The organism is Neobacillus sp. Fa239 (genome assembly GCF_055395235.1).
Genome location: NZ_AP041611.1, coordinates 4884522 through 4910677, shown reverse-complemented (window position 1 = coordinate 4910677; position 26156 = coordinate 4884522). Strand labels below are relative to the sequence as shown.

Genomic DNA, 26156 nt, shown 5'->3' with positions numbered 1-26156 from the left:
ATGGGCGGTACAGAACGTATCGCCCCATTAAGCATTGGATATTATAAACGTTTCCTATACTGGTTGAAAAACACATTTAAGGGGGGATTGTGTGAAAATGAAATGGTGGCAAACGGCGGTGGTTTATCAGATTTATCCTCGAAGCTTTCAGGATAGTGACGGTGATGGTATTGGTGATTTAAAAGGGATTATTCACCGATTGGATTATTTAGCAAAGCTCGGGATTAATGCGATTTGGCTTAGTCCAGTATATGAATCGCCGAACGATGATAATGGTTATGATATTAGTGATTATCAAAATATCATGAAGGAATTTGGCACGATGGATGATATGGACGAGCTGATTAAGCAAGCTGAACTTAGAAACATCAAAATTATTATGGATTTAGTTGTGAATCACACATCAGATGAGCACAAATGGTTTATCGAATCTCGGAAAAGTAAAGACAATCCGTATCGTGACTATTATGTTTGGAAGGATCCAGTAAACGGCGAAGTGCCTAATTCACTGAGCTCGGTCTTTAGTGGTCCAGCCTGGGAGTTTGATCAGGAGAGTGGACAATACTACTTGCATCTTTTCAGCAAAAAGCAACCGGACTTAAATTGGGAAAACGATAAAGTGAGACAAGAAGTTTGGGATATGATGAATTTTTGGCTGGAAAAGGGTGTTGGCGGATTTCGGATGGACGTGATTGATTTAGTTGGCAAAATTCCTGATGAAGAAATAACAGGAAATGGACCGAAATTGCACGATTACTTACAGGAAATGAATCGAGAAACCTTTAGTAAATACGATGTGTTGACAGTAGGAGAAACCTGGGGCGCAACTCCAGAAATTGCAAAACTTTATTCTGACCCAAAACGCAATGAGTTATCGATGGTCTTTCAGTTTGAACATGTTTGTCTGGACCAACAACCCGGTAAAGAAAAATGGGACCTAAAGCCGCTAGAGGTAGAGGAGTTAAAACAGACCCTTACTAAGTGGCAAACTGCTCTAGGAAATGAGGGTTGGAATAGTTTGTTTTGGAATAACCATGATCTACCCAGGATTGTATCCCGTTGGGGAAATGATACCAACTATCGCGTGGAAAGTGCGAAAATGTTTGCGATAGTCCTGCACTTGATGAAGGGCACGCCTTACATCTATCAGGGTGAAGAAATTGGCATGACAAATTACCCGGTAGATGATATTAGTGAAGTGGAAGACATTGAAAGTGTGAACATGTATCATGAGCGTTTGGCGAAAGGCTATGAAAAAGAAGATATTATTGCTTCAATCAATGCTAAGGGACGGGATAATGCAAGGACACCAATGCAATGGGATGATTCCATAAACGCTGGATTTACAACTGGAGATCCTTGGTTACATGTTAATCCAAATTTTCATGACATTAATGTAAAAGATAACCTAGAAGATTCGAATTCTATTTTTTACTGCTATCAAAAATTAATTCAACTAAGAAAGGAAAATCCAATTGTTGTCTGGGGAGATTTTGAATTAGTGAAGGATGTACCTGTGAACGTCTTTATGTATTTACGTCACTATAAAGGCGAAACTTGGGCTGTTGTAGCCAATTTTGGAGAAGAGAATACAACCTTACATCTATCGGATTTTGGCCAAAGTAATGATGTGATTATTAGTAATTATAAAAAGTCATCTGCAGATTTTGATCAAATTGACTTAAACCCATACGAAGCATTCGTTGTAAAGCTATGATTATTTCGAAAAAAGATGAGGCTGTCCCAAAAGGGTCTGACCCTTTTGGGACAGCCTCATTTAGTTTAATTACAACAAAACCGCTTAATACAAAATCATCTTTCTCTGAGACACTATATAATGGTAAATTCCGCTTCAGAATGGCATTTACGACTTGAAGTTCGTTTAACAGAATACATGAATCCCACCCTGCCGGCTTTTATTCATGAAGCACAGGAATTCACAAAGGACCTATTATTTTAACAGCTATTATTCAGTCATTGTGAAGGGGGCCAGTCCCCCGTTGCTCTAACTCTGTAAAATAGCGGGGGACTGACCCCCGTGATTGTTGCCTAAAGCAAAATGAAAGGGCCATGCATATTTTATTGAAAGACTATTACTATCTTAGGATAGTTGTTAATGGTATTCAATAAATTGGCGTGGTTTATTTTGCTTGAAGGGACTGGTTTTTATTGGCGCGAACACCATTGGCTAGTATTCTGCAAAAATCGTTTGCAGCGGCATGCATGGAAATGGAGGAGCGTGTAAGTTATGGACAAGCTGGTGATTTTTCAGAAAATGCACTTGTCCATTCAAAACGTGAAAATGTATATGAAATGGGAGATAGCACTCCAAAAATCGTCATTGTGGGAGCAGGTTTGGCGGGGCTCACGGCTGCTTATCGCCTAAAGCAGCAAGGGATCATCACGACGATTTACGAAGCGACGGATCGCGTTGGCGGACGGTGCTTAACAATGAGGGGCTTCTTCAAAGAAGGGCAAATAATTGAACGGGGAGGGGAATTGATCGATACGGGCCATAAACAGATACAGGAATTGGCAAAGGAGCTTGGCTTAGAATTAGATAATGTCATCCTGGCAGAACCCGCTGGTACCCAACCATTTTATTATTTTAATCAAGCTCCTTATTCCTTTCAAGAAGTGACAAACGATTTTAAAACGATCTTCCCTAAACTCCAAAAGGATTTAAAAGTAGTAGGGGAAGCTACACTATATAATCAATATACAAAACGTGGATATGAACTGGATCATATGTCGATTGTTGACTATATCAACGAAATCGTTCCAGGCGGAAGCCAATCGAGATTTGGGAAGTTATTAGAACTTGCCTATACTATTGAGAATGGGGCGGATGCGAAGGAACAGAGTGCTTTAACTCTTCTTTATATGTTAGGCTATGCTCAAAAAGACCACTTTCTGATTTACGGAGACTCGGATGAGTGTCTCCATATTAAAGGGGGGAATGATCAGCTCCCGGCATTATTAGCTAAAAATCTCGTTGGACAAATAAGATTCCATTCCCCGCTGATTAAGATTGAACAATCCGCTCAAAATAAGATTAAACTCGTTTTTGAAAATACCGGAGAGGTTTTGGCGGACAAGGCCATTCTCGCGATCCCTTTTAATATTTTAAGAACCATAGATTATGAGAATGCTAGCTTTCGCCCGTTAAAAAAAATAGCGATCGAAGAACTGGGTATGGGGATTAACACGAAGCTTCACGTCCAATTTCGCAAACGCTTCTGGAATGAGTTTGGAAATAATGGGGAAACCTTTGCCGATACAGGGTACCAGCAGACATTCGAATCGACACGTACACAGGCCGGCACGTCAGGCATTCTCGTTAATTTTACGGGGGGAGAAACCGCTGCGAAACAGCTAGCCGCCACAGATAAGGAAATTGGCGAAACAACGAAGGATTTTTTGGACAAGCTCAGCTCATTATTGCCTGTTAGTGTGAATTACTGGAATGGTTTGGCAACGGTTGATCACTGGCTTAGTAACCAATGGACAAAAGGGTCCTATTCGTATTGGAAGGTTGGTCAATATACCAAATTTGCCGGTATTGCGGGGGAGAGGGAAGGCAATATCTTCTTTGCCGGCGAGCACACATCGATTCACTCTCCCGGTTATTTAAATGGAGCTGTCGAATCCGGGGAACGGGCTGCAAAAGAAATTATCAATGATCTCTTTATTGAGGACTAAAATATGGAGTCAGATGTATACCAGATAGGATTCACTTCGGTTTTGTCCTTCCATTCACAGTGGAAGGGCATTTTTGTCGTGGGGTCTTGTCGTAGCGTCTTATCGTGGGGTCAGTCCCCCGTTGGGTTAATGCGGTAAAGCACCACACCAGAAACTTACAATTGTTCTAATTATCCTTTACATAATTTTGATATTTTTTTAAATAATGAGAATAATAATTAGTTATAGGATAAAAACCGCTGATTAATAGAAACTGCCAAAAAAATCATTTGCGTTTTGTTCAAACGCTACTTAACATTTGTTCAAAATATATGCTATAGTATGTTTTGTGATAAAAAATGTTTGCAAACTTTTAATGGTGAAGTAGATTACATCCGTAATCGTTAATATGTTTAATAATTTTGTTGAAAAAGCAATTTCTATTGCTTTTTCTTATTTAAAGGAGAGAAATGCTGTGGGTTTTGTTGGCTTGTTCTTATCGGGTGCCGTATTATTTCTCAACAGCCTCATGTTATTAGGCAAGGCGGAAGCGAAAAGTGTAGGGATTTTTAATCTCTTCGTCGGGGCCATCCAAGTGATCATCCCATTTTATTTAATGGTAGCTTTGGGACATAATCACTGGGATTTTTATAATGATGCATCGATATTTTTATTCGGCTTAACATATCTATATGTCGGGATGACCTTATTGAAGGGACTGGAGGGCACTGGTCTCGGTTGGTTTAGTTTATGGGTTGCGATGATTGGGATCGTTTATACGATTACTTCTATTATTCAGTTTCATAATGTTGTTAATGCACTGACATGGGGCATGTGGTCATTTTTATGGTTCCTGTTCTTTTTATCCAATGCCTTAAATAAGAAAATAGATTCTTACATTGGTATTGTTGCCTTCGTCCAATCATGGGTCACACTAACCATCCCCGCCTTGCTTTATTTCTTAGGCATATGGAATAAACCAGTCGTCAATCAAATTTTCACCTACGTTTTAACTTTAGCCTTTGTCTATTTTGCAGTAAGTCTAATAAAAATGAAATTTTCATTTAAAAGAGAAAAATTGGGGGTCAGTCCCCCGCTCGTTTAATGCGTTAATGAATAGGGGGACAGTCCCCCACCTGTTTAAAGCGTTAATCTATGTGGGGTCTGACCCCAAAAAGGTGCCTGTCACCAACCGAGCATTACGGTGGTGAAGGCACCTTTTTTATTTTTAAGCTATGGTTTTCTCCACTTTTTCTTCGAGGTTTTTACTCTCCCATTTTGTAATAACAAGGGCTGCAAGTGAGTTTCCGACAATGTTGACAGCGGTACGGGCCATGTCAAGGATTCGGTCGATTCCGGCAATAAAAGCAAGTCCTTCCACAGGGATGCCTACACTACCAAGTGTCGCAAGCAATACAACAAACGATACGCCTGGAACTCCGGCAATTCCTTTGGATGTGAGCATCAAGACAAGCACTAAGGTAATTTGATGGCCGATACTTAAATGAATTCCGTACATCTGGGCGATAAACAAGGCCGCAATTGCCTGATAAAGGGTCGAACCATCAAGGTTAAAGGAATAACCCGTTGGAATTACGAAGGAAGTGATGGCTTTTGGACAGCCGAGATTCTCCATTTTTTCCATGATTCTAGGCAGTACAGTTTCTGAGCTTGCCGTGGAATAGCCTAGTAACAATTCGTCCTTTAAATATTTTATTAATTTTAAAATATTATATCCGACAAGCTTCGCCACCAATCCCATCACGACGAGAATGAAGAAGATCATGGCCCCGTATACTACAAGGACCAGTTTCCCAAGTGGAATTAAGGATGATAATCCGAAAGTTGAAACAGTCACACCAATTAACGCAAATACCCCAAGAGGAGCAACCTTCATAATTTGGTTGGTGACATAAAACATGGCATCCGCTGTTCCTCGGAAAAACTGAAGAACCGGTTTTCCTTTTTCCCCAATGGCTGCTATCCCTAATCCAAACATAACGGAAAAGAAAATAATCGCGAGCATATCGCCATTGGCTAACGATTGAATGATATTGGTAGGAACGATATTGACCAATGTGTCGACCATCGAATGTGATTCGGATGTTTTAGCTGTGCTTACATACGCGTTAATATCCGCTTTGCTTAAGTGAGAGCGATCGACACCTGTTCCTGGATGGAAGAGGTTAGCGGCCAAGAGTCCGACTACGATGGCAATCGTGGTAATGATTTCAAAGTACAGGAGGGTTTTCCCGCCGAGTTTACCTAGTGACTTCATGTCGCCCACCCCAGCAACACCGACGATCAGACAAGAAATCACTATTGGAATGACGATCATTTTAATTAAGTGAATAAATATAGTTCCAATTGGTTGCAGGTAATTAGCTAAGTGAGGATTTCCGTAAAAAAACCCTCCAACCGCAATACCCAGTACCAAGCCTATGAAAATTTGCCATGCTAAACCTATTCTTTTCATTTCTAGCACCTCTTTGCTGAAATTTTACATATTTAATTGTAGTTTTCCCTATTTATATTAACAATATATAATATAGATAAAAATCATCTCAATTTGAGATAGGAGGATATTGGTTTGGAATTAAGACAGTTAAAGTACTTTGTTGAGGTTGCGAGACTCGAGCACTTTTCAATGGCAGCAGAAAACCTTCATGTTGCACAGTCTGCTTTAAGCCGTCAGATTGGACTGTTAGAAAAAGAATTAGGTGTTGAGTTGTTTGAAAGAGAAGGGAGGAATGTTAAATTAACGTTCATTGGAAAATTATTCGCAGAGCAGGTGATGCTTGCATTAAATGCGGTTGACAATGCCACGCAGCTCATCGAAGAATATCTGGAGCCGGAGCGCGGAATGATTCGGATTGGTTTCCCATCCAGTTTAGCGAGCAGTACCCTGCCATCCGTCATTTCCGCTTTTAAAAAAGCGCACCCAGACGTTAGATTTCATTTGCGGCAAGGATCGTATGATTTTCTAACGGAAGGTGTAAAGAATCGAGAAATTGATTTATCATTTATCGGTCCTGTGCCGCCTAACGAACCTGATCTACAGGTAGATATCCTTTTTTCAGAGCGCTTTTTAGCTCTTTTGCCTGAAACACACTCGCTCGCAACTGAAGACAGCTTATCTTTACGTCAATTAGAGCACGATCTATTTGTATTATTCCCAAAAGGCTTTGTTCTTCGCAAAATTGTTGTGGATGCTTGCCACCAAGCTGGATTCCGCCCAATCATTCCGTTTGAAGGAGAAGATTTGGATGCCATCAAAGGGCTGGTTTCATCAGGAATCGGCGTCACACTTCTTCCCGAAAGTACCCTCTTTGAAAATCGGCCAAACGGAACCGCTCCCTTAAAAATCATCCACCCAGAAGTAAAAAGAACAGTGGGCGTCGTTACCCCAAAAACACGCCAGCTCTCTCCATCAGAAAAACTGTTCTACCAATTTGTGCTCAAATACTTTAGAAATTTAAGCTTGTGGACATAATGGGGCCAGTCCCCCACTGGTTTAAAGCGTTAATCTGGAGGGGGACTGACCCCCTAAACTAAAATTTTTACTAAAAAAGTTGACCTCAATTTTTATTTCTATTACATTATGTTATATAAGAAAGGGGGATGGCTATGGCGACGATTAAGGATATTGCCGAGCGTGCGGGGGTATCGATTGCAACGGTATCAAGGGTGCTTAATTATGATACGACGCTTTCTGTCAGTGATGATACGAAGAGGAAGATTTTTCAGGTGGCAGAAGATTTATCGTATCGTAAAAAAACAGAACGCCGCCCCTCCTACAGGATTGCCATTGTGAATTGGTATACCGAGGAAGAGGAATTGGATGATCTGTATTATATGTCGATCCGCCTGGGGGTAGAAAATCGCTGCGAGCTTCATAAGCTGCAATTTATTAAGCTTTCACTGGATCACCTCTCTACCATCCAAAATGAAGAGATTCATGGTGTGATCGCCATCGGAAAATTTAGTCCAAAGCAGGCGGAAGAGATAAAAAAAATAACTGACAAGATTGTATTCGTTGATTCTTCTCCAGATGACGACCAATATGATTCCGTGATTAGTAATTTTGAGAAGGCAACGATGAATGTTCTTCATTATTTCCTCGACCAAGGCCATCAACGAATCGGCTATATTGGCGGGCGCGAAATTTTTAAAGATCATACTTCTGAAATTCCAGACCTAAGGGAAGCAACCTTCAGAAATTATATGAAGCAGCGGAAGCTCCTAGATGAGTCTTGTGTGTATATTGGCTCTTATTCCGTTAATAGCGGATATGCCTTAATGAAAAAAGCGATCAAAGAGCATAAGGAAAACCTCCCGACTGCTTTTTTTGTTGGCAATGACCCATTAGCGATTGGATGTTTAAAAGTGCTGCATGAAGAAAACATTTCTGTTCCCAATCAGGTAAGCATTATTGGGGTTAACGATATCAGCATCTCGAAATATGTTTTCCCATCGCTAAGCACAGTGAAAGTCTATACGGAATTAATGGGAGAAACAGCAGTCGATTTGCTGTTAGAAAGAATGACAGAACGGCAAGTTGCCAAAAAAGTAATCCTTTCCACACAGCTCGAAATTCGAGAAAGCAGTAAATAATAAAATCTCACTTGATAAATTTTTAGTTAATTTTTTACTAAAATCATTGACCGTTTTTTACCCGCCTTGATAAAATAAAGATATCATTTAACAACAAAATCAATTGAGGTGAACGGTTCTAATGGATAGAAAAATGCTGGTAGAAAAATTCTGTGGAATATTCCCAGGCGGCGGGGAACTGCGTACATTCTTTTCTCCGGGGAGAATTAATTTAATAGGTGAACATACAGACTATACTGGCGGCCATGTTTTTCCTTGCGCGATTACATACGGAACCTATGGTGTCGCAAGAAAAAGGCAGGATCAGCTCATCCGATTGTTTTCCATGAATTTTGAAGAGAAGGGCATCATCGAATTTTCACTAGATGATATGAAATATGATGCGGCTCATAGCTGGGCGAATTACCCAAAAGGTATGATCCATTTTATTCAGGAAGCAGGCTTTGAATTGCCTTTCGGGCTTGACCTGCTTATCTATGGTAATATTCCAAATGGGGCAGGTCTCTCTTCATCAGCTTCACTCGAAATGCTGACAGGTGTCATCGTCAATGAAATTTTTGATTTCCACTTGAAGCGCCTTGACCTGGTTAAGCTTGGGAAGAAAGTGGAAAATGATTTTATTGGTGTCAACAGTGGGATTATGGACCAATTCGCCGTTGGAATGGGCAAAGAAAATTGCGGAATTCTGCTAGATTGTAATACATTAACATATGAGTACGCTCCATTAGATATAGAAGGACACAAAATCATCATCATGAACACGAACAAGCGCCGGGAGCTTTCCGACTCTAAGTATAATGAGAGAAGAAGTGAATGTGAAGCGGCTTTAAAGCTTCTCCAGCAGGGGAAAGATATTCAAACTTTAGGCGATTTAACAGAGGAAGAATTTGAAGCGCACAAGAATCTGATACAAGATGAAATTTTAGTAAAAAGGGCTAAACATGCCGTATATGAAAATCAACGTACCTTACAGGCGCTGCTTGCCTTAAGGGAAGGCAATTTGGCTGAGTTTGGAAAGCTGATGAATGCGTCGCATGTTTCATTAAGAGATGATTATGAGGTGACAGGCGTCGAGCTTGATACTCTTGTCGAGGCGGCATGGAATCAAGCGGGAACCATTGGTGCCCGGATGACAGGGGCCGGTTTTGGCGGCTGTGCCATTGCGATTGTCAAAGAAGAGGAAGTGGAAACGTTTATTTCGGAGGTAGGTAACGACTATCTGGCGAAAATCGGCTATGAAGCTACTTTCTATACAGCGAGTATTGGGGACGGAACGAAGGAACTATTCAAATAGAAGCGGAGGATTTTAAAATGAGCATATTAGTTCTTGGTGGTGCAGGTTATATTGGGTCACATGCAGTTTACCAGTTAATTGATCAAAAATATGATGTCGTCGTAGTGGATAATTTACAAACGGGCCATGAGGATGCCATCCACCCGCAAGCGAAATTTTATAAAGGGGATATTCGCGATAAAGCCTTTTTACAAACCGTGTTTGAAAAAGAGCAAATCGACGGCGTGATTCATTTTGCCGCCAATTCCCTTGTCGGTGAATCGATGACCAATCCGATTAAGTACTTCGATAATAATGTTTACGGAACACAAGTACTATTGGACGTGATGAAGGATTTCGGCGTCAAAAAAATCGTCTTTTCCTCTACTGCGGCCACCTATGGTGATCAAAAGGTCATGCCGATCACCGAAGAAGCGGTCACCCTTCCAACCAATGCTTATGGGGAAACAAAGCTGGCGATGGAAAAATTAATGAGATGGTGTGACGAGGCGTACGGAATTAAATATGTTGCGTTACGGTATTTCAATGTGGCCGGTGCAAGAGCCACGGGAGAAATCGGCGAAGACCATCATCCTGAAACTCACTTGATTCCGGTGGTTCTGCAGGTTGCCTTGGGTCAGCGCGAATATATCTCCATTTTTGGCGAAGATTATGATACCGAGGATGGAACATGCATCCGCGATTATATTCATGTAGAGGATTTAATTAATGCCCATATCTTAGCTCTTAGTTACCTGGCTGAGGGTGGAGAAAGCAATGTGTTTAACCTTGGCAGCGGCGGCGGGTTTTCGGTGAAGGAAATTGTCGAGGCTGTTAGAAAAGTGACGGGTCACCCCATACCGGCAAAAATTGAGGGAAGACGTGCCGGCGACCCGGGTTCTTTGATTGCGTCCTCCGAAAAAGCGAAACGTGTTCTCAGCTGGAATCCAACGCGGACTTCCATTCATGAAATTATCGAGCATGCGTGGAATTGGCACCAGGCCCATCCAAACGGGTACGCAAAGTAAATGATGAACGTTTTTTTGGACATACAGCAGCTTGTCGGGCGGGCCATTTCATTGAATATGATTCAAAAAGAGGACGAAATCTATGCCAGGAATCAGATTATGGCTCTTTTAAATTTGACGGATTTCCCTGATATACAAGTGGAGAATACAGGGCTTGATATTCCTGATCTTTTGGATAAGCTGGTAGAGTTTGCGGTTCAAGAGGGAGTTATCGAGGACCTATTTGACGAAAAAGAAATATTGAGCAGTAAGATCATGAATGTTTTTATGCCAAGACCCTCCGATGTCAATAAGAATTTTTATGAAAAATATCGGGAGCAGCCTGAAAAGGCAACGGAATTTTTCTATGAGTTAAGTCAGAGGAGCAATTATATACAGACGAAACGAATCAGTAAAAACATTAATTATAAAGCGGATACTCCTTACGGGAAGCTCGATATAACCATCAATTTATCGAAGCCGGAAAAGGATCCTAAGGAGATTGCTAGGGAAAAGGAAAGAAAAACGGTTACTTCTCAATACCCGACATGCCTGCTTTGTGCGGAAAATGAGGGATATGCCGGAAGAATCGGCCACCCGGCAAGGTCGAACCATCGAATGATTCGCCTCGAGCTAACGGAGGAGCCTTGGTTTTTCCAATACTCGCCATATGTTTATTATCCTGAGCATTGTATTGTTTTGTGCCGGGAGCACCGGGATATGGTCATTAACCGGGAAGCTTTTCAAAGGCTGTTAGAATTCGTCGAGAAATTCCCGCATTATTTTATCGGATCGAATGCGGATCTGCCGATTGTTGGAGGCTCCATCCTTACCCATGACCATTATCAGGGCGGCAACTATGAGTTTGCGATGGCGAAGGCGGAAGAGGAATTCACTTTTACCATCGATGCCTTTCCGGCGATTCATGCCGCTATTATTAAGTGGCCGATGTCAGTCATTCGATTAAGAAGTGCCTCAAAGGAAGAGCTCGTCGAGACATGCGATTTCATACTTGGAAGATGGAAGAATTACTCAGACGAGAGTGTCGCTCTCATCGCCTATTCGGGTGAAACGAGGCATAATACGATTACGCCGATCGTTAGAAGACGGGAACAGGAATACGAGGTCGACCTTGTTTTGCGCAATAACCGCACAAACGAGGAGCATCCGCTAGGGATTTTCCATCCACATGCAGATGTTCACCATATCAAGAAAGAGAATATTGGTTTAATTGAAGTGATGGGCTTGGCTGTCCTGCCGGCGCGCCTGAAGACAGAATTGCTGGAGCTGGAAAAATATTTACTGGAAGAGTCAAATCAGATTGAAGCCTATCATATCCCTTGGGCCGATGAATTGAAAAAACGATATCAAGAGGAATTGACCGCTGATTCCGTAAAGAAAATTGTGCAAAAAGAGGTAGGGCACAAATTTTTAAGGGTTTTAGAGGATGCGGGCGTCTTTAAACGGAATGAGGAAGGACAAGAGGCTTTCATAAAATTCATTTCTTCTTTAAATAGATAGGAGACAGTGCAATGAAAATTTTACAACAGCCTTTTGGTGTGCTGGATGGCCAAACGATTACAGCCTATACGTTAATCAACGCTCAAGGAATGGAAGTCACAAGTATTGACTACGGGTGTATCATTACCAAAATCGTGACCCCTGACCGGAACGGGGTATTCGAGAATATCGTGCTTGGTTTTGATACGATTGAAGAGTACGTGGAACATTCCCCTTATTTTGGGGCTGTTGTCGGAAGATTCGCAGGGAGGATTAAAGGGGCGGAATTCGTACTGAATGATCAAACCTATCGATTAGCCGCCAATGATAATGGAAACCACCTTCACGGCGGTGTAAAGGGCTTTGATAAAGTCCTGTGGAAAACGAATTTGGTTGAAAACGAGGATTCTGTAAGCCTGGAATTTTCCTATTTAAGTAAGGATGGGGAAGAAGGTTATCCCGGGAATCTCTTGATGAAGGTTACCTACACATTGAATAATGAGAATGAACTGGTGATTAGCTATACAGGCGAAACGGATCAGACCACTTTGCTGAATGTCACGAACCATACGTATTTTAATTTAAGCGGGAATGGGAAAAGGGACATCGTCCAGCATGAATTAACATTAAAGAGCAGCCGTTTTCTTGAACTGGATGAACAGCTCATTCCAACGGGTGAGTTTTTACAAGTCGAGGAGACACCGTTTGATTTCCGTGCTGGAAGAAAAATTATTGATGGTGTGGAGTCCAGCCATCCCCAGAATCTTCTTGCCGGAAAGGGCTATGATCATCCGTTCCTATTAGATGAAAACAATCACGGGGAAATCACTCTAGCCGATCATGAAAGCGGCCGGGTTTTAATGGTCGAAACCGACCAGCCAGCCGTCGTCCTCTACACCGGCAATCAAATGGGAGATCAATTCTCCATTCAGGGAGTCCAATCACAAAAATACCTGGGCTTATGCCTCGAAACCCAAGGCCTGCCCGACTCCATCCACCACCCGCACTTCCCGTCCAGCATTTTGGAAAAGGATGAAGTGTTTACTTCGGTGACAAAATATAAATTTGGGGTCAGACCCCCGCTACGTTAAAGCAGCGGGGGACTGACCCCCGTTGCTTTAATGTGATAAAGTCTGGCACACACTTTTAGTCCCATTTTTCTTTTTTCTTTTTAATTTTGTGATTAATATCTTAAATTCTATTGTAAAATGAGAAAGATGAAATACTTAGTCGAAGGTATATAGCGTTCCATATTACTTTGCGGGGTTTTTACAACAATGAATGACAGATATTACCGAGTGATTGGAGTTTGTGTAAATGGTAAAGGACCAAACGAGGTATTCTCGGCTTGCGAATATTACAAAATTAATTAATATGAAGCTGGAGCTTCGTGATGTATTAGAGCACGTGACAACCGCCATATCGGAGGAAATCGTCCAGTGTGATGCTGTTGGGGTTTTTTTACCACAGGGAGATGGGACCTATCGCGGCTATGCTGGAAAACCAAAAACCATTAATGGATTAACACTTGATTCACAGTTGATTGATCCTAATATAGATAAGTTGGCAAGAGAAGTAATTGAAACAAAGAAAACCATCTACATCCCTGATACTTCAAAGGATCATCGGCCAGATACTGTGCCGGTCGAAGCCTTTCAAATCAAATCCATGCTAGCTCTCCCAATTTCATTTGAGGAAGAGCTATTTGGCTTAGTTTTTTTGTTTGATTATGGGATCCCAATGAATTTAACCGATTCAGAAATTCAAAGTGTTGAGGCCTATGTGAATATGGCGGCAGTGGCGATTCGAAATGCCAATTATTTAACACAGAAGGAAGATCTCCTTACAGAAAAGCAACTGCTGCTGGATGCCACTCGGGAGCTTTCAATGTGTGCCTCGATGCAGGAAAGTATAAAAAAATGTTATTTCTATTTAGAAATGGTGTTGGATTCTGATCAAATGGGTGTCCACCTATTAGCTGAGAACCGTTTTAAATCAAGTAATCTTGAAGAAGATCTGATTGGAAAATTTGCGAAGAAGAATTTTAATGACTTGATTCAAATGGTGATTAAAACAAAAAGGGCGATCAACGTCCCGGATTTAGCGGCTGATGGGAGGTTTAACCAAGATTTTTCCATAAAAGGTCTATTTATAATTCCACTCGTATCCATGTCCGAGGTTCTAGGGATTATCGCCGTTGTGAATATGGAAGAAGATGGACTCGTATATACCGAATCGCAAATCCAACTGGCGCAATCGATCGTTGATGCCACTGCTTCAACATTAACCAGCCTTTTGTATTTGAACCAATTGGAAAACGTGGTTGAAGAGCGGACAAGGGAGCTTGCTGATGCCCATGAGAAAAATATAAATGTCATTGAAAATATTTCAGATGGATTTATCGCGTTAAATAAAGAATGGAAATTTATTTATGTCAATCAACAGCATTCATTACCTCTTAATAAAAAGCCAATAGAAGTATTAGGCAAAAGTATCTGGGAGGTATATCCGGAGTATGTTGATACTGTTTTCTTTAAAGAATTTCATCGGGTCATGTCGGAGCGGATCCCCGTGCACTTTGAAACACGCTCTGCCTATAGTGATATATGGTATGAAATCGTTGCCTACCCATATGGTGATGGAGCTTGTGGTCTGATTAAAGACATAACGGAAAAAAAGAAGTATGAGATGGAACTGAAAAGGTTATCGGGGCTGGAATTAATCGGGCAAATGGCTGCAGGGATCAGCCATGAAATCAGAAACCCTTTAACAACCGTCCGGGGATTTTTGCAAATATTAAAGGATGAGAAAGAATTTGAAGGGTATAAACATTACTTGGATTTAATGATGGAAGAGCTTGATCGTGCCAATTCCATCATAACTGAGTTCCTTTCCATGAGTAATACAAGAACTTCGGATTTACAGCAGCTAGATTTAAATTCCATCATACATGATATGACTCCGTTAATTCAGGTTGATGCATATAATCAAAAAAAATATATCCATATCGATACGCAAACTATCCCATCATTGCGTTTAAATCGAAATGAGATCCGCCAATTAATCATCAATCTTTACCGAAACGGCTTAGAAGCGATGGGTGAAGGGAAGGTCTTATCCATCAGAACCTACCAAGAAGATGGTTTTGTCGTTCTTGCCATTGTGGATCAAGGTGACGGGATCAAACCGGAAGTACTAGAAAAATTGGGTACTCCTTTTTTCACAACCAAAGAAAAAGGCACCGGCCTGGGGTTAGGGGTCAGCTACGCCATCGCTGCCCGCCATCATGCAAAAATTGATATTCAGACGGGGGAAGAAGGGACCACCTTTTATGTTCGGTTTCATTCTCCTGAAGGTGGGAACGCTGAAAAGTAAAAAGAACCTCATTCCTTTTTGGGAGTGGGGTTCATTCGTATGTGATGGGGGTCAGTCCCCCGCTCCTTTAATGCGTTACAGTAACGGGGGACTGACCCCCATGGACTAGCCCCCATGGACTAGCCCCCATGGACTAGCCCCCATGGACTAGCCCCCATGGACTAGTCCCCGAAAAGATGCGCTTGTTTCCAGTGAATGCCGCCGTCTGATGTGGTGTACATGATGCTTGGTTTTGTGTTCTCGGTTGTGATCCACCAGCCGTGATTGGCATCAGCGATGGCCAGGTACGATTCACCGTATCCTGATAAGGCCACTTTGCTATTGACCCATGTTTTTCCTCCATCTTTTGTCCAGCCGATGGAATTCGGTTGATCGCAGGCAGGGCATGACCCGCTCATGAAAGCTACTTGTGGGTTTACGACATAAAGAGTTCCTGGCTTCGACCCTTTGTTGGTTGGTCCTTTATTATACCCAAGGCTAAATCCAGGAGCTGGTCCGCCGCCTGCAGTAGAATTGGCGATGACTGTTCTCCATGACTTTCCTCCATCAGTTGTGTGGAAAACAGAGTAAGAAGTTTGAGTCATTCCAGTGCCGCCAATTAGCTCAATCCACGAATCATTCGTTCCTGCTGACCGGATAATCGCACCTGCAAGAGGGGATTCAAGCTTTTTGGTCATCACCACTTTCCACGATTTTCCCCCATCTGTCGTTCTATTTACATAAAAAGCATTATTACGTTGAGTAACGGCCCAGCCATTATTCACGTCATGAAAATACGCGTCTCCGGCCATGTTTTTGGGTATCAGAAGTGAATGCCAGGTTTTCCCGCCGTCAAGTGAAACGGCATTTCCACTCAAAGCGGTTGTTTTTGAGGTGAAATGAAGAAAAGCTTTATTGGGCGTCGATCCGGAAGACACCCAGTGCTGGCCGCCATCACTGGAGTGAAGGAGCGTCAAATTGTTTCCACCTTTGTTAATAGTTGCCCAAATATCTGAATGATTTAGAGCAAATAATTGCTGAACGGTACCCTTATCTGTGTAGACAACTGTCCATTTTGCCCCTCTCGACGTTGTTTTTGCTATCCATCCATTTCCACCGAGCCAGCCGGTATTAAAGTCAGCTAATCTGACGGCAGTGACCATGCTCATATTGATTTTACTTTGTGCTGATGTATTTGTTGTAGGAAGAGTTGATGATGGTGCACTCGTTTGACTAGATCCAGTATTTGTACTGTTAGCGGAAGAATTTGATGTTTGATGAGTGGGTGGTTTGCTGGTTACTGAGACTGTGTTACTTGTTTTTTGGTTATCCGCTGGCCCGCATCCGGCAAGGACAATGGAAAGACCGAAAACCATCAATAGGATCTTATTTTTCAACACGTTGAAATCCCCCCTTTTATAAATATTAGACTTAGTTTATTCAAAATGAGTTACACTACAACCTGCAACAGTCATTTATGGAAAAAAAAAGTACCTCCCTCCATAAGACAGGAGAGAGGTTTTTTCAAGTTACGCTTTTAAATTAGCTGTTTTGTTTTCTTTCACCGTCATTTTGCGAAGGAATGGAACGACCCAGCGGTCAAGACCAACGCGGCCTGCGTTGTAGCCGGCAGCAATGATGATCACACCTAGTAAAATATCTAATGGATTAGTAGATACGGTTCCGGCCATCACATAAGAGAAGTTCATCACTAAACCGAAGAACACTGCCGAGGTTGTTAAGCAGCCAAGAATTAATCCTAAACCAACGAGAAATTCACCTAATGGAACGATTGTGTTAAAGATATGTGCGTTTGGTAAGGCAAAGTGTTGTAAGAATCCTACATAGGTATTGTAAACGATGCTGCCATCTGGACCTTTCACTGGATTCGCTACGGCGCCTTTTAGGAAGCCGGTCGCATCAAATCCCCCTGATAATTTGTGGAAGCCGGCCATTAAGAATTCGTAGCCAAGATATAAACGTATGACCGTAAGAATGGTTGCAGCAGCTTTGTTTTCTCTTAAAAATTTGTTAAACATATAAAAGACTCCTTTATGAAAAAGTATTATTAATAACTTGATTACACTGTTATTATAATCCTTTTATCTTGAATTGAGAGTTTATTGTTCAATGTTTCACATATTTGTAAAAAAGATTTGAACAATTTATTACGGGGGCAGTCCCTGCTGCTTTACAGGAGGCTACTGAAAAAGCACATTTTCACGATCCTGATAAAAGACCAGCAGGAAATGGCTCATTAGATTTTCTTGCACCCTTTTTATTCGAGATAAAAATAGGCCAAAAAATTGTATTGCAAAGCGCTTACATTTCTTTTATACTTTAAATAAATCGATTTACTAAATCGATTTAGTGATAAAATTTACCAAAAAACAGCAAAGAAAGGATCTTTAACATGCAAAACGTGATTGTCCCGTTGAACGCTTTTGATAGATTCGAAGTGTTAGAGAATGGGCAAGTATCCTTTATAGAATTGATTGCACAATCAGGCGCTCTTGGGGTTGAGATTCGTCGTGAACTATTGCCGGTAGGAGAACAACAGTTAGAAACGATTCGAAATGAAATTGACAAATATGGACTTTTTACCGTTTACTCTGCTCCGGTTGAATTATGGAGAGAAGACCATCGATTCAATGAAGTGGAAATCACTGAAGTGTTTCAAGAGGGGAAAACGCTTGAAGCAAAGTGGCTGAAGGTGTCGCTTGGGCATTACAATAAGGCGAAATCGAAGGTCAGGGAATTAACCACCTTTTTAAATAAACATAAGGAAATTCAATTACTGGTCGAAAATGACCAGACCCTACATGGCGGGAATATCAATCATTTAACCACCTTTTTCGAAAGCGCTGCTGAAGACAATATCCCGGTTAAAATGACCTTTGATGCTGGGAACTGGTTTTATTCTGGTGAGGACGTTGAAGCTGCTTTGGAGAAGCTTTCACAATATGTCGTATATCTTCATTTAAAACAAGTGGAAAAAGGGCCAATTACGGTGCCAATTCAACAGGAAGGGAACGACAGTTGGCAAAGAGTATTACGTCATTTTCCGCTTGAGATGGTAAAAGCGTTGGAATTCCCGATAGAGCCGAAGGAGAAAATTGCAGATTATATTCGGTTAATGACGGATTTAGCAACTAGAAGTGAGGTGATCGTATGAAACAGCTGGATGTGATTACCTTTGGTGAGGCAATGGCGATGTTTATGGCCATTCAGCCAGGGGCATTGCATGAATCCAATCAATTTACACTTGAACTCGCCGGTGCTGAAACCAATGTAGCGATTGGACTTGCAAGATTAGGTCTTCAAGCTGGATGGGTCAGCAAAGTAGGCAGGGATGCTTTTGGCAGGTTTATTGTTAACCGGCTGTTGGATGAAAACGTTGACATAGACCAGGTTTTAATGGATGAACATCATCCAACAGGATTTCAATTGAAATCGAAGGTGACCGAAGGGGATCCTGAGGTTCAATATTTTCGTAAGGGCTCAGCTGCCAGCCATCTTCAAATCGTTGATTTTCATGAAGAGTATTTTCTTTCTGCTCAACATTTGCATATGACTGGGATTCCATTAGCCATTTCGGAGCAGACAAGAGCTTTCGCTAAACATGCTTTATCATTTATGAAGAAAAATGGCCGAACGGTTTCATTTGACCCGAACTTAAGGCCATCCCTTTGGTCAACTGAGAAAGAAATGGTTGAGCAAATCAATGCGATTGCTTTCCAAGCAGACTATGTACTGCCGGGGATTACTGAGGGTGAGATGTTAACAGGTTTTAAAAAACCTCGTGATATTGCGTCCTTTTACTTAGAAAAAGGTGCCCAGCTTGTCGTCATTAAGCTCGGTGAAGAAGGAGCCTTTTATAAAACAGCAACAGTAGAGGGAACAGTTCCTGGTTTTAAGGTGCAGGAAGTAGTAGATACGGTTGGTGCTGGCGATGGTTTTGCCGTAGGTGTCATTAGCGGAGTGCTTGAATCCTTATCCGTTGAGGATGCCGTTTTAAGGGGGAATGCGATTGGTTCTTTAGCTGTTCAATCTCCAGGCGACAATGATGGCTATCCAACCAAAATACAGCTGCACAAATATATAGAAAACTACTTACAGGGAGTGAAATGAGATGAAACAAACAATTGCTAAACAAAGATGGCTGCGCTTAATTCCGATTGCCTTCATCACGTATAGTCTAGCCTATCTTGACCGTGCCAACTATGGATTTGGTGCGGCGGCAGGATTAGCCAAGGACTTGCACATTACACCAGGCACTTCTTCCTTACTTGGTTCACTGTTCTTCTTAGGTTATTTCTTTTTCCAGGTTCCTGGAGCTCATTATGCGGAAAAAAACAGCGCGAAAAAGTTGATTTTCTGGTCGTTGATTTTATGGGGCGCATTAGCATCCTGCACGGGCCTTATTCGCAATGTTCATATTTTATTTGTCATTCGTTTTGCTTTAGGTGTTGTTGAAAGCGCTGTTATGCCATCGATGCTCATCTTCTTAAGTCACTGGTTTACGAAGTCTGAGCGTTCACGCGCCAATACCTTCTTAATCTTAGGAAACCCAGCCACTGTATTATGGATGTCGATTGTTTCTGGTTATCTGTTAAAGGCTTTTAACTGGAGATGGATGTTTATTTTTGAAGGGCTTCCTGCAATCATCTGGGCCTTCCTTTGGTGGAAATTAGTTCAGGATAAACCGAAGGACGCAAAATGGTTAACTGAACAAGAAAAGCTAGATTTAGAGCAACAGATGGAAAAAGAACAAGAAGGCTTAAAACCTGTTAAAAATTATCGTGAAGCATTTAAATCGAAACCAGTTATTTTATTAAGTTTCCAGTATGCATTATGGAGCATTGGAGTTTATGGATTTGTTATGTGGCTCCCTTCAATTATTAAAGCAGCTCCGAATATGGGGATTGTGGAAACAGGCTGGTTGTCATCTATACCTTACATCCTTTCCGTTATTTTAATGTTAGTAGCTTCTTACTTCTCAGATAAAACATTAAACCGTAACGCTTTTGTTTGGCCATTCCTGCTAATAGGAGCAGTAGCCTTTTATATCTCTTATGCCATTGGAACAAATCATTTCTGGATTTCCTTTATCCTGTTGGTAATCGCAGGCGGTGCGATGTATGCACCATATGGTCCATTCTTTGCAATTATTCCGGAAATCCTTCCTCGTAATGTTGCTGGAGGCGCGATGGCCCTGATCAACAGTATGGGCGCTTTAGGTTCGTTTGTTGGTTCTTATGCAGTAGGTTACTTGAATGGGGTCACAGGAGGATTTGGTGCATCTTACGTCTTTATGGCAGGTTCCCTATTCCTTTCTGCGATTCTAACAGTTTGGGCGGTAAGCGCAGCAAAAAAGCAAAGTAAAATTAATGGTGTCAAAGTAAGTGCATAAAACAAGCAGGCAGCTTTAGAGGTCACTCTAAGGCTGTTGCTATTAAAGGAGAGGTTTGGATGAGTGTTGAGGAAATCAAAAGAAGAGCGGTGGTTGCTGTCATTCGGGGAGCGTCGCTCGAGTCCATTATTCCGATAGGGAAAGCATTAAAGGAAGGTGGAGTTACGGCTCTTGAAATAACAATGGAAACTCCAAAGGCACTGGCAATCATAGAAAAAGCAGCCGATGTGTTTGGCGATGAACTTTTGGTAGGAGCCGGTACTGTTCTTGATGCTGTGACGGCAAGGGCAGCGATTATGGCAGGCTCGCGGTTTATTTTTTCACCGACAGTCAATATCGAGACCATCCGGATGACGAAACGATATGGCGTCATCAGTGTTCCTGGCGCCTTCACACCAACGGAAATTTTGAACGCCTATGAACATGGTGCCGATGTCATAAAAGTATTTCCAGCAGGGTGTGTTGGCCCAGGCTATTTTAAAAATATCGCTGGACCGCTGCCGCAAATTCCGCTCATGCCAACAGGAGGAATTAATCTGGAGAATGCAAAGGAATATATGAAGGTTGGTGCTGTAGCGGTTGGGGTAGGGACTTCTTTGGTCGATCCCAACAGGGAATTATCGGAGACTTATTTAGCGGAAGTAACCGAAAAGGCAAGAAAGCTGATGAAAGAGGTTCGGTTAGCCCGAGGATGAGGGGATCATCTACTTTCTTCTTCTAAACTGGAAATATAACCGATTTATAGCTAAAATGAAGTCATTGAAGCATGGTGAAAGAGGAAGATAGAATGGAAAAAGTGACTATGGCCGACGTAGCGAAAGAAGCTGGTGTGTCAAAAAGCACCGTTTCGCAATTTTTAAATAAACGGTTTGAATATATGGGAGAAAAAACCAAGCAAAAAATTGGAGAAGCGATTGAAAGGCTTGGATACCAACCGAATTATATTGCCAGAAGCTTAAAGCAAAAGCGGACTTCGATGGTTGCGATTATTGTGGCCAATATTATGCACTATTTATCAACAGAAATCAGCCGGGCGATTGAGGATTTCTGTCAAGACAATGATCTGCATGCCATCGTTTGTAATGCTGATGATGATCCGGAAAAGGAGAAGCGCTATATTGAAATGCTGCGAGCAAAGCAGGTAGATGGGCTGATTATTTTTCCAACCGGACAAAATAATCATTTATATGAAAGTATGATCAAGGAAGGTTACCCGGTCGTGTTTGTCGACCGAAAAGTAGAGACCTTTGATGCCTTTTCCGTGGTAACGGATAATGTCGAGTCTACTTATAAGGCGATTCAAAGCTTTATTGCAAAAGGTCATCAACACATCGCCTTTGCCGTCCAGCCGCTAACCGTTAGCACGCGAAAGGAGCGGTTAGAAGGCTATAAAAGGGCACTAACGGATGCTGGTTACCCTATTCGACCTGAGTTCATGATCGAATCAAGTATTGATGAGATGAAAGGCAAATTGGAAACACTCTTTTCCTTGAAGGAACGGCCAACGGCACTGTTTGCTGGTAATGACCGTGTATTTTTAACGGTTGTTGAATTTTTAAAAGAAAAGGGACTAAAACTTGGACAAGATATCGACTTGATCGTCTTTGATAATATTCCGTTTGCTCATTTGGTGGAAACGCCAATCTCATTTATTGTCCAGCCAGCGTCGGAAATGGGGAAAAAAGCAGCTGAATTGTTGTTTGACCAAATCAATAAAGTGGAGATTGAACCAGAAGAGTACGTGTTCCCGAGCAAGATGGTGTAAGAGGTTAATGGTGCCTGACACCATCTTGGATTCTTCATTGAAAAATAGATAGAAGAGGAGTACAATTTTAATAAACCGATTTAGTAAATCGATTTATTTGTGTTAAAAGGAGCTCAAAACATGAAAATACAACTAGCCTTGGATCGGCTGGAAATCGCCGATGCCATACAAATAACGAGAATCGTAGAGGATTCCATTGATTGGGTAGAAGTCGGTACCTCTTTAATCAAAGAATTCGGGATGGCGAGTGTGCGAGAGTTGAAACAAGCTTTTCCCCATAAAGCCATCGTAGCTGACATGAAAACGATTGATAATGCCCGATATGAATTTGAAATGGCCTTTCAGGCGGGAGCCGATATCGCCACCGTCATGGGGGTTTCCCCGTTAGTAACGATTGATGCCTGCATGGAAGTTGCCGCTCATTATGATAAAAAGGTGATGTTTGATTTATTAAACACATCTGATGATCAGGTAAGGGGATTATTGAACTATCCGGACGCCATCTTTTGCGCCCACGTTAGTAAGGATGAACAAGAGGAATCCGGTGCACGGAATAGGGGGATAAAGAGGGAGCTCTTTACAGGTACCTCCATTGAAATTGCTGCAGCAGGTGGAATTACCATTGATTCGTTAGCCGATTTAAGGAAGTCCTTGAATCCATCGGTGGTCATTGTAGGCTCAGCGATTACCAAAGCAAGTAATCCAGCAGAAGCCGCAGCAAAATTGAAACAGGCCATTTTAAAGGGGGAATAGAAGATGTTAGTAGTTCCAACGATTTTAAAGGAAGTAGAAACTGTTCTAAGTCAGGTGGCAGAGGAAGAGCTCCAGCAATTGGCTTTAGAATTGCAAAAAGCAAAGAGGATTTTTATCATTGGCGAGGGCCGCTCCGGGTTAATGGCCAAATCGTTCGCGATGAGATTAATGCACTTGGGTGCAACTGTATTTGTCGTTGGTGAAACCATCACTCCATCGATTGCAGAAGGTGACCTTCTTGTGGCCGTTTCTGGCTCAGGAACGACGAAGAGTGTGGTCTGGACGGCTGAAAAAACACAATCGCTGGGCTGTTCAGTTATTGCGGTTACAACCAATCCTGAGTCAGCGCTGACGGTGTCAGCCACCAAGGTCCTTCATGTACCGGCAGCAACTAAGTACCGTCGTGAAAATGAGCTGCAAACGATTCAGCCGCTCGGATCCTTATTTGACCAATGTGTTCATATTTTGTTTGATACGATTTGTTTACTGTTCAGTAAGTTGAACGAGGTCGATCATACTGCTGCATTTGGGAGACATAGCAACTTGGAGTAGAATGAACACGAAAAATCAATAAAGTTTTGACTGGAAAAAATGCAGTTTATTGTCAGTATCCGGACAATAAACTGCATTTTTTATATCTACATACAATGACAAGCATTGTAATCTTAGATTTTCAGTGGACTCCTTTAAAGCGGCGGGGGACTGACCCCCAAATTTTTTTGAATCCTTTTCAAAGTTGATACGTAAGATATTATGGGTTAGAATATGAGAATTATATTATTTTATTTTCAATTGATAGGAGAATTATAGAATGAAAAAATTGATTGTGATATTTGTTTTGCTTTTTAGTTTTGTTGGCCCAAGTTTTTCGGAGGCGAGGGGTTTCAGCGGGGGGCATAGTTCGTTTAGCCACAGCTCTTCCTCATTTGGCTCGCATTCAACAACGACAAGGTCGAGCAGCTATCGTTCAGGTTACAAAGCGCCTCCAAGCAGTGTGTCCAGGTCACGATCCTATACGCAAAATCGCTCTTCAAGCAGGGGAAGTTTCTGGAGTCATGCAGCCGCCTTTGGGGCAGGGACCTTTTTGGGCAGCATGTTTCACCCGTTTGGCGGGCACTATTACGGTCAAACCTATGGTTTCTCGATGTTTGGATTCCTAATAGATTTATTAATTTTATTCATTATTATTAAAATCATAAAAAGCATTTTTTCAAGAAGAAGGTATTAGGGGGCGCTAAGAAAGTGGAATTATTTTTAAATGAGCAGGACGTTGTCGATAGCGTTTGTGTATTTACCGCTGCAAAAGAATATACCAATCCGGAAAACATTGACGTTGAATTAGCTTATCATCCTTCTTACGGGATTTCTGCTGATGCACGCTGCCACGGCCGAACAAGAAATCTCAATGAGCAGGATGTCATTGATGCTGTGGCCGTGTATCTACGTGATTACCATAACTTTGATCCCAATCGGTTACTCGTGGAATTAAGCTTTACGGAAGCCGTTGGAATTACGGCATCTGTCCAACTAAAAGATTACTAGTCACACAAAAGCCCCGACCCTTTGCAAGTAAGGATCGGGGTTTTTAAAGTTAATTGCTCAATTCTTCCCCGGCTATGACCACCGTGCTGCAATCTTTCTTCAATTGCTTGATAAACCAGAAGTGGATCAGAGCCCCTAAAATAAGACCCATTAAGCCTTCTCCATTCATATAGATCAAATTTCCGTTCATCATACTATGCTTATTGAAGTAGATATCCCCAAGGACGTATGTATTTCGTAACAGTACGATATTTGTGACGGTTAAAGATAACGGTGTAGGCTGTGATGATATTCCGAAAACGCATGGCCTTCGGGGAATCGAAGAAAGAATCGAAGCCTTAAAGGGGACTGGCATTGATGCGACAAAGGCGGTTAAAGAAAGATATCCTGGTGTGAAAGTGATTATTTTAACCACCTTTAATGAAGATGAGTATGTGTTTAACGGCCTTAAGAATGGGGCCGATGGTTTTATCCTCAAAGACTCTGATTCAAAAGAAATCATGAAGACGATCAAAGTCGCACTCGAAGGGAATATGCTGCTGCATTCACAGGTCACAAGCAAACTCATCAATGCCCTAAAGACCGTTCCAAAGCCTCTTGCTGAAGAAAAGAAGGATTTGTCGAAGCTTCTGACATCAAGGGAATTGGAAGTCGTTGAACAAGTGATGGAAGGAAAAAGCAATAAAGCCATCAGTGATACGTTATTTTTAACAGAAGGCACTGTAAAAAACTATGTTTCTCGCATTCTCGATAAATTAGAGCTCAAAAGCCGAGCGGAGCTTATTATTTATTTAAAGGGTAACCAGTAAAGGTTTTTAGGAAGCCTTAATGAACAATTTGTTTCCTCTTTTGGAAAAATATTTCATTTGCAGGTTTATAAGCTTGTCTAACTCTTGGCTGCATGTCAGGGTCTGGTGGCTGTTTAATCCGGTTTTATTAGCTGTTTCTATTAATTTTTTCTTTATGCGATTGATTCGTTTTAATAGTAATAATTCTAGTGAAATTTTGTTCATGGCCGATTCAGTCTCTCCTATTATTTAATGTAATATTGATTATATAAGATATTTTGAATAACGAAATAGCTTCGACAGATGTTCTAATAATAAGACATAAAGCAACAGTTATTATTAACAAATATTTGTAAGTACTGTAAAAATAAAGTGTTAATTGGAAATTTTGAGAGTCTGTTTTTCAAGGAAATGCTGAACCATTGATGATACATTTTCTTAATCCTTCCTTTACATTAATTTAAAC

General features: G+C 41.6%; 24 protein-coding genes. 20 read left to right on the top strand and 4 right to left on the bottom strand.

Going from position 1 to position 26156, the window contains the following annotated elements; translation table 11 throughout:
• The first annotated feature begins 97 nt into the window (after positions 1-97).
• From ACZ5XR_RS24245 to ACZ5XR_RS24235, 3 genes are all read left to right on the top strand, one after another.
• Positions 98-1717: a glycoside hydrolase family 13 protein gene (locus ACZ5XR_RS24245; protein ID WP_464502425.1), complete on the top strand. Its 1620-nt coding sequence runs from the start codon at positions 98-100 to the stop codon at positions 1715-1717.
• 452 nt (positions 1718-2169) lie between these two features.
• Positions 2170-3702: a flavin monoamine oxidase family protein gene (locus ACZ5XR_RS24240; protein ID WP_464499033.1), complete on the top strand. Its 1533-nt coding sequence runs from the start codon at positions 2170-2172 to the stop codon at positions 3700-3702.
• 454 nt (positions 3703-4156) lie between these two features.
• Complete coding sequence (locus ACZ5XR_RS24235) at positions 4157-4786, top strand: AmiS/UreI family transporter (protein ID WP_464499032.1); 630 nt, start codon at positions 4157-4159, stop codon at positions 4784-4786.
• Between the two features lie 123 nt (positions 4787-4909).
• On the opposite strand, the gene ACZ5XR_RS24230 is transcribed toward ACZ5XR_RS24235, so the two are convergent.
• Positions 4910-6157 carry a cation:dicarboxylate symporter family transporter gene (locus ACZ5XR_RS24230; RefSeq protein ID WP_464499031.1) on the bottom strand — a complete coding sequence of 416 codons (1248 nt, stop codon included), beginning with the start codon at positions 6155-6157 and terminating at the stop codon, positions 4910-4912.
• Positions 6158-6271: 114 nt separating this feature from the next.
• Between ACZ5XR_RS24230 and ACZ5XR_RS24225 the strand changes: the two genes are divergently transcribed.
• The 7 genes from ACZ5XR_RS24225 (at position 6272) to ACZ5XR_RS24195 (ending at position 15450) form a co-directional block, all read left to right on the top strand.
• The gene (locus ACZ5XR_RS24225) at positions 6272-7174 is read left to right on the top strand and encodes a LysR family transcriptional regulator (RefSeq protein ID WP_464499030.1); all 903 of its coding nucleotides are present in this window, start codon (positions 6272-6274) and stop codon (positions 7172-7174) included.
• A 134-nt stretch (positions 7175-7308) separates the two neighbouring features.
• Positions 7309-8295, top strand: a complete 987-nt coding sequence (locus ACZ5XR_RS24220; protein WP_464499029.1) for a LacI family DNA-binding transcriptional regulator — start codon at positions 7309-7311, stop codon at positions 8293-8295.
• Positions 8296-8416: 121 nt separating this feature from the next.
• The gene (locus tag ACZ5XR_RS24215; RefSeq protein ID WP_464499028.1) at positions 8417-9589 is read left to right on the top strand and encodes a galactokinase; all 1173 of its coding nucleotides are present in this window, start codon (positions 8417-8419) and stop codon (positions 9587-9589) included.
• Between the two features lie 17 nt (positions 9590-9606).
• Positions 9607-10596 (top strand): UDP-glucose 4-epimerase GalE, encoded by a 990-nt coding sequence (gene galE, locus ACZ5XR_RS24210; protein ID WP_464499027.1) that lies wholly within the window; start codon positions 9607-9609, stop codon positions 10594-10596.
• Between the two features lie 3 nt (positions 10597-10599).
• Positions 10600-12096 carry a UDP-glucose--hexose-1-phosphate uridylyltransferase gene (gene galT, locus ACZ5XR_RS24205; protein ID WP_464502424.1) on the top strand — a complete coding sequence of 499 codons (1497 nt, stop codon included), beginning with the start codon at positions 10600-10602 and terminating at the stop codon, positions 12094-12096.
• 11 nt (positions 12097-12107) lie between these two features.
• Entirely contained in the window at positions 12108-13166 is a 1059-nt protein-coding gene (locus ACZ5XR_RS24200) for an aldose epimerase family protein (protein ID WP_464499026.1), read from the top strand.
• Between the two features lie 226 nt (positions 13167-13392).
• Positions 13393-15450, top strand: coding sequence for a GAF domain-containing sensor histidine kinase (locus ACZ5XR_RS24195; RefSeq protein ID WP_464499025.1), 2058 nt, complete (start codon positions 13393-13395; stop codon positions 15448-15450).
• 161 nt (positions 15451-15611) lie between these two features.
• Here the strand turns inward: ACZ5XR_RS24195 and ACZ5XR_RS24190 are convergent, their stop codons facing one another.
• Together ACZ5XR_RS24190 and ACZ5XR_RS24185 are read right to left on the bottom strand one after the other, a co-directional pair.
• Positions 15612-16829: a WD40/YVTN/BNR-like repeat-containing protein gene (locus ACZ5XR_RS24190; RefSeq protein ID WP_464499024.1), complete on the bottom strand. Its 1218-nt coding sequence runs from the start codon at positions 16827-16829 to the stop codon at positions 15612-15614.
• Positions 16830-16958: 129 nt separating this feature from the next.
• The gene (locus ACZ5XR_RS24185) at positions 16959-17468 is read right to left on the bottom strand and encodes a DoxX family protein (protein ID WP_464499023.1); all 510 of its coding nucleotides are present in this window, start codon (positions 17466-17468) and stop codon (positions 16959-16961) included.
• Positions 17469-17842: 374 nt separating this feature from the next.
• Between ACZ5XR_RS24185 and ACZ5XR_RS24180 the strand changes: the two genes are divergently transcribed.
• The 10 genes from ACZ5XR_RS24180 (at position 17843) to ACZ5XR_RS24135 (ending at position 25711) form a co-directional block, all read left to right on the top strand.
• Positions 17843-18604: a sugar phosphate isomerase/epimerase family protein gene (locus tag ACZ5XR_RS24180; protein WP_464499022.1), complete on the top strand. Its 762-nt coding sequence runs from the start codon at positions 17843-17845 to the stop codon at positions 18602-18604.
• Positions 18601-19560, top strand: a complete 960-nt coding sequence (locus tag ACZ5XR_RS24175; protein ID WP_464499021.1) for a sugar kinase — start codon at positions 18601-18603, stop codon at positions 19558-19560. Before ACZ5XR_RS24180 ends, ACZ5XR_RS24175 begins: the two co-directional genes overlap by 4 nt.
• 1 nt (position 19561) lies before the next feature.
• Entirely contained in the window at positions 19562-20842 is a 1281-nt protein-coding gene (locus ACZ5XR_RS24170) for an MFS transporter (protein WP_464499020.1), read from the top strand.
• Positions 20843-20901: 59 nt separating this feature from the next.
• Complete coding sequence (locus tag ACZ5XR_RS24165) at positions 20902-21537, top strand: bifunctional 4-hydroxy-2-oxoglutarate aldolase/2-dehydro-3-deoxy-phosphogluconate aldolase (RefSeq protein WP_464499019.1); 636 nt, start codon at positions 20902-20904, stop codon at positions 21535-21537.
• Positions 21538-21629: 92 nt separating this feature from the next.
• Entirely contained in the window at positions 21630-22607 is a 978-nt protein-coding gene (locus tag ACZ5XR_RS24160; protein ID WP_464499018.1) for a LacI family DNA-binding transcriptional regulator, read from the top strand.
• Positions 22608-22727: 120 nt separating this feature from the next.
• Entirely contained in the window at positions 22728-23360 is a 633-nt protein-coding gene (gene hxlA, locus ACZ5XR_RS24155; RefSeq protein WP_464499017.1) for a 3-hexulose-6-phosphate synthase, read from the top strand.
• A 3-nt stretch (positions 23361-23363) separates the two neighbouring features.
• Positions 23364-23912, top strand: a complete 549-nt coding sequence (gene hxlB / locus ACZ5XR_RS24150; protein ID WP_464499016.1) for a 6-phospho-3-hexuloisomerase — start codon at positions 23364-23366, stop codon at positions 23910-23912.
• A 259-nt stretch (positions 23913-24171) separates the two neighbouring features.
• Positions 24172-24588, top strand: a complete 417-nt coding sequence (locus ACZ5XR_RS24145) for a hypothetical protein (RefSeq protein ID WP_464499015.1) — start codon at positions 24172-24174, stop codon at positions 24586-24588.
• Positions 24589-24602: 14 nt separating this feature from the next.
• The gene (locus ACZ5XR_RS24140; RefSeq protein WP_464499014.1) at positions 24603-24902 is read left to right on the top strand and encodes a DUF2653 family protein; all 300 of its coding nucleotides are present in this window, start codon (positions 24603-24605) and stop codon (positions 24900-24902) included.
• Positions 24903-25156: 254 nt separating this feature from the next.
• Positions 25157-25711 (top strand): LuxR C-terminal-related transcriptional regulator, encoded by a 555-nt coding sequence (locus ACZ5XR_RS24135; RefSeq protein WP_464499013.1) that lies wholly within the window; start codon positions 25157-25159, stop codon positions 25709-25711.
• 6 nt (positions 25712-25717) lie between these two features.
• Here ACZ5XR_RS24135 and ACZ5XR_RS24130 read toward each other — a convergent pair whose 3' ends face one another.
• Positions 25718-25915 carry an aspartyl-phosphate phosphatase Spo0E family protein gene (locus tag ACZ5XR_RS24130; RefSeq protein WP_464499012.1) on the bottom strand — a complete coding sequence of 66 codons (198 nt, stop codon included), beginning with the start codon at positions 25913-25915 and terminating at the stop codon, positions 25718-25720.
• Between the last annotated feature and the right edge of the window lie 241 nt (positions 25916-26156).

Coding starts and splice junctions, on each gene's coding strand:
- ACZ5XR_RS24165 (WP_464499019.1), top strand. CDS start 20,902: ATGAGTGTTGAGGAAATCAAAAGAAGAGCGGTGGTTGCTGTCATTCGG.
- ACZ5XR_RS24200 (WP_464499026.1), top strand. CDS start 12,108: ATGAAAATTTTACAACAGCCTTTTGGTGTGCTGGATGGCCAAACGATT.
- ACZ5XR_RS24175 (WP_464499021.1), top strand. CDS start 18,601: ATGAAACAGCTGGATGTGATTACCTTTGGTGAGGCAATGGCGATGTTT.
- hxlA (WP_464499017.1), top strand. CDS start 22,728: ATGAAAATACAACTAGCCTTGGATCGGCTGGAAATCGCCGATGCCATA.
- ACZ5XR_RS24245 (WP_464502425.1), top strand. CDS start 98: ATGAAATGGTGGCAAACGGCGGTGGTTTATCAGATTTATCCTCGAAGC.
- ACZ5XR_RS24220 (WP_464499029.1), top strand. CDS start 7,309: ATGGCGACGATTAAGGATATTGCCGAGCGTGCGGGGGTATCGATTGCA.
- ACZ5XR_RS24195 (WP_464499025.1), top strand. CDS start 13,393: ATGGTAAAGGACCAAACGAGGTATTCTCGGCTTGCGAATATTACAAAA.
- galE (WP_464499027.1), top strand. CDS start 9,607: ATGAGCATATTAGTTCTTGGTGGTGCAGGTTATATTGGGTCACATGCA.
- ACZ5XR_RS24215 (WP_464499028.1), top strand. CDS start 8,417: ATGGATAGAAAAATGCTGGTAGAAAAATTCTGTGGAATATTCCCAGGC.
- ACZ5XR_RS24180 (WP_464499022.1), top strand. CDS start 17,843: ATGCAAAACGTGATTGTCCCGTTGAACGCTTTTGATAGATTCGAAGTG.
- ACZ5XR_RS24130 (WP_464499012.1), bottom strand. CDS start 25,915: ATGAACAAAATTTCACTAGAATTATTACTATTAAAACGAATCAATCGC.
- galT (WP_464502424.1), top strand. CDS start 10,600: ATGAACGTTTTTTTGGACATACAGCAGCTTGTCGGGCGGGCCATTTCA.
- ACZ5XR_RS24230 (WP_464499031.1), bottom strand. CDS start 6,157: ATGAAAAGAATAGGTTTAGCATGGCAAATTTTCATAGGCTTGGTACTG.
- ACZ5XR_RS24160 (WP_464499018.1), top strand. CDS start 21,630: ATGGAAAAAGTGACTATGGCCGACGTAGCGAAAGAAGCTGGTGTGTCA.
- ACZ5XR_RS24170 (WP_464499020.1), top strand. CDS start 19,562: ATGAAACAAACAATTGCTAAACAAAGATGGCTGCGCTTAATTCCGATT.
- hxlB (WP_464499016.1), top strand. CDS start 23,364: ATGTTAGTAGTTCCAACGATTTTAAAGGAAGTAGAAACTGTTCTAAGT.
- ACZ5XR_RS24145 (WP_464499015.1), top strand. CDS start 24,172: ATGAAAAAATTGATTGTGATATTTGTTTTGCTTTTTAGTTTTGTTGGC.
- ACZ5XR_RS24185 (WP_464499023.1), bottom strand. CDS start 17,468: ATGTTTAACAAATTTTTAAGAGAAAACAAAGCTGCTGCAACCATTCTT.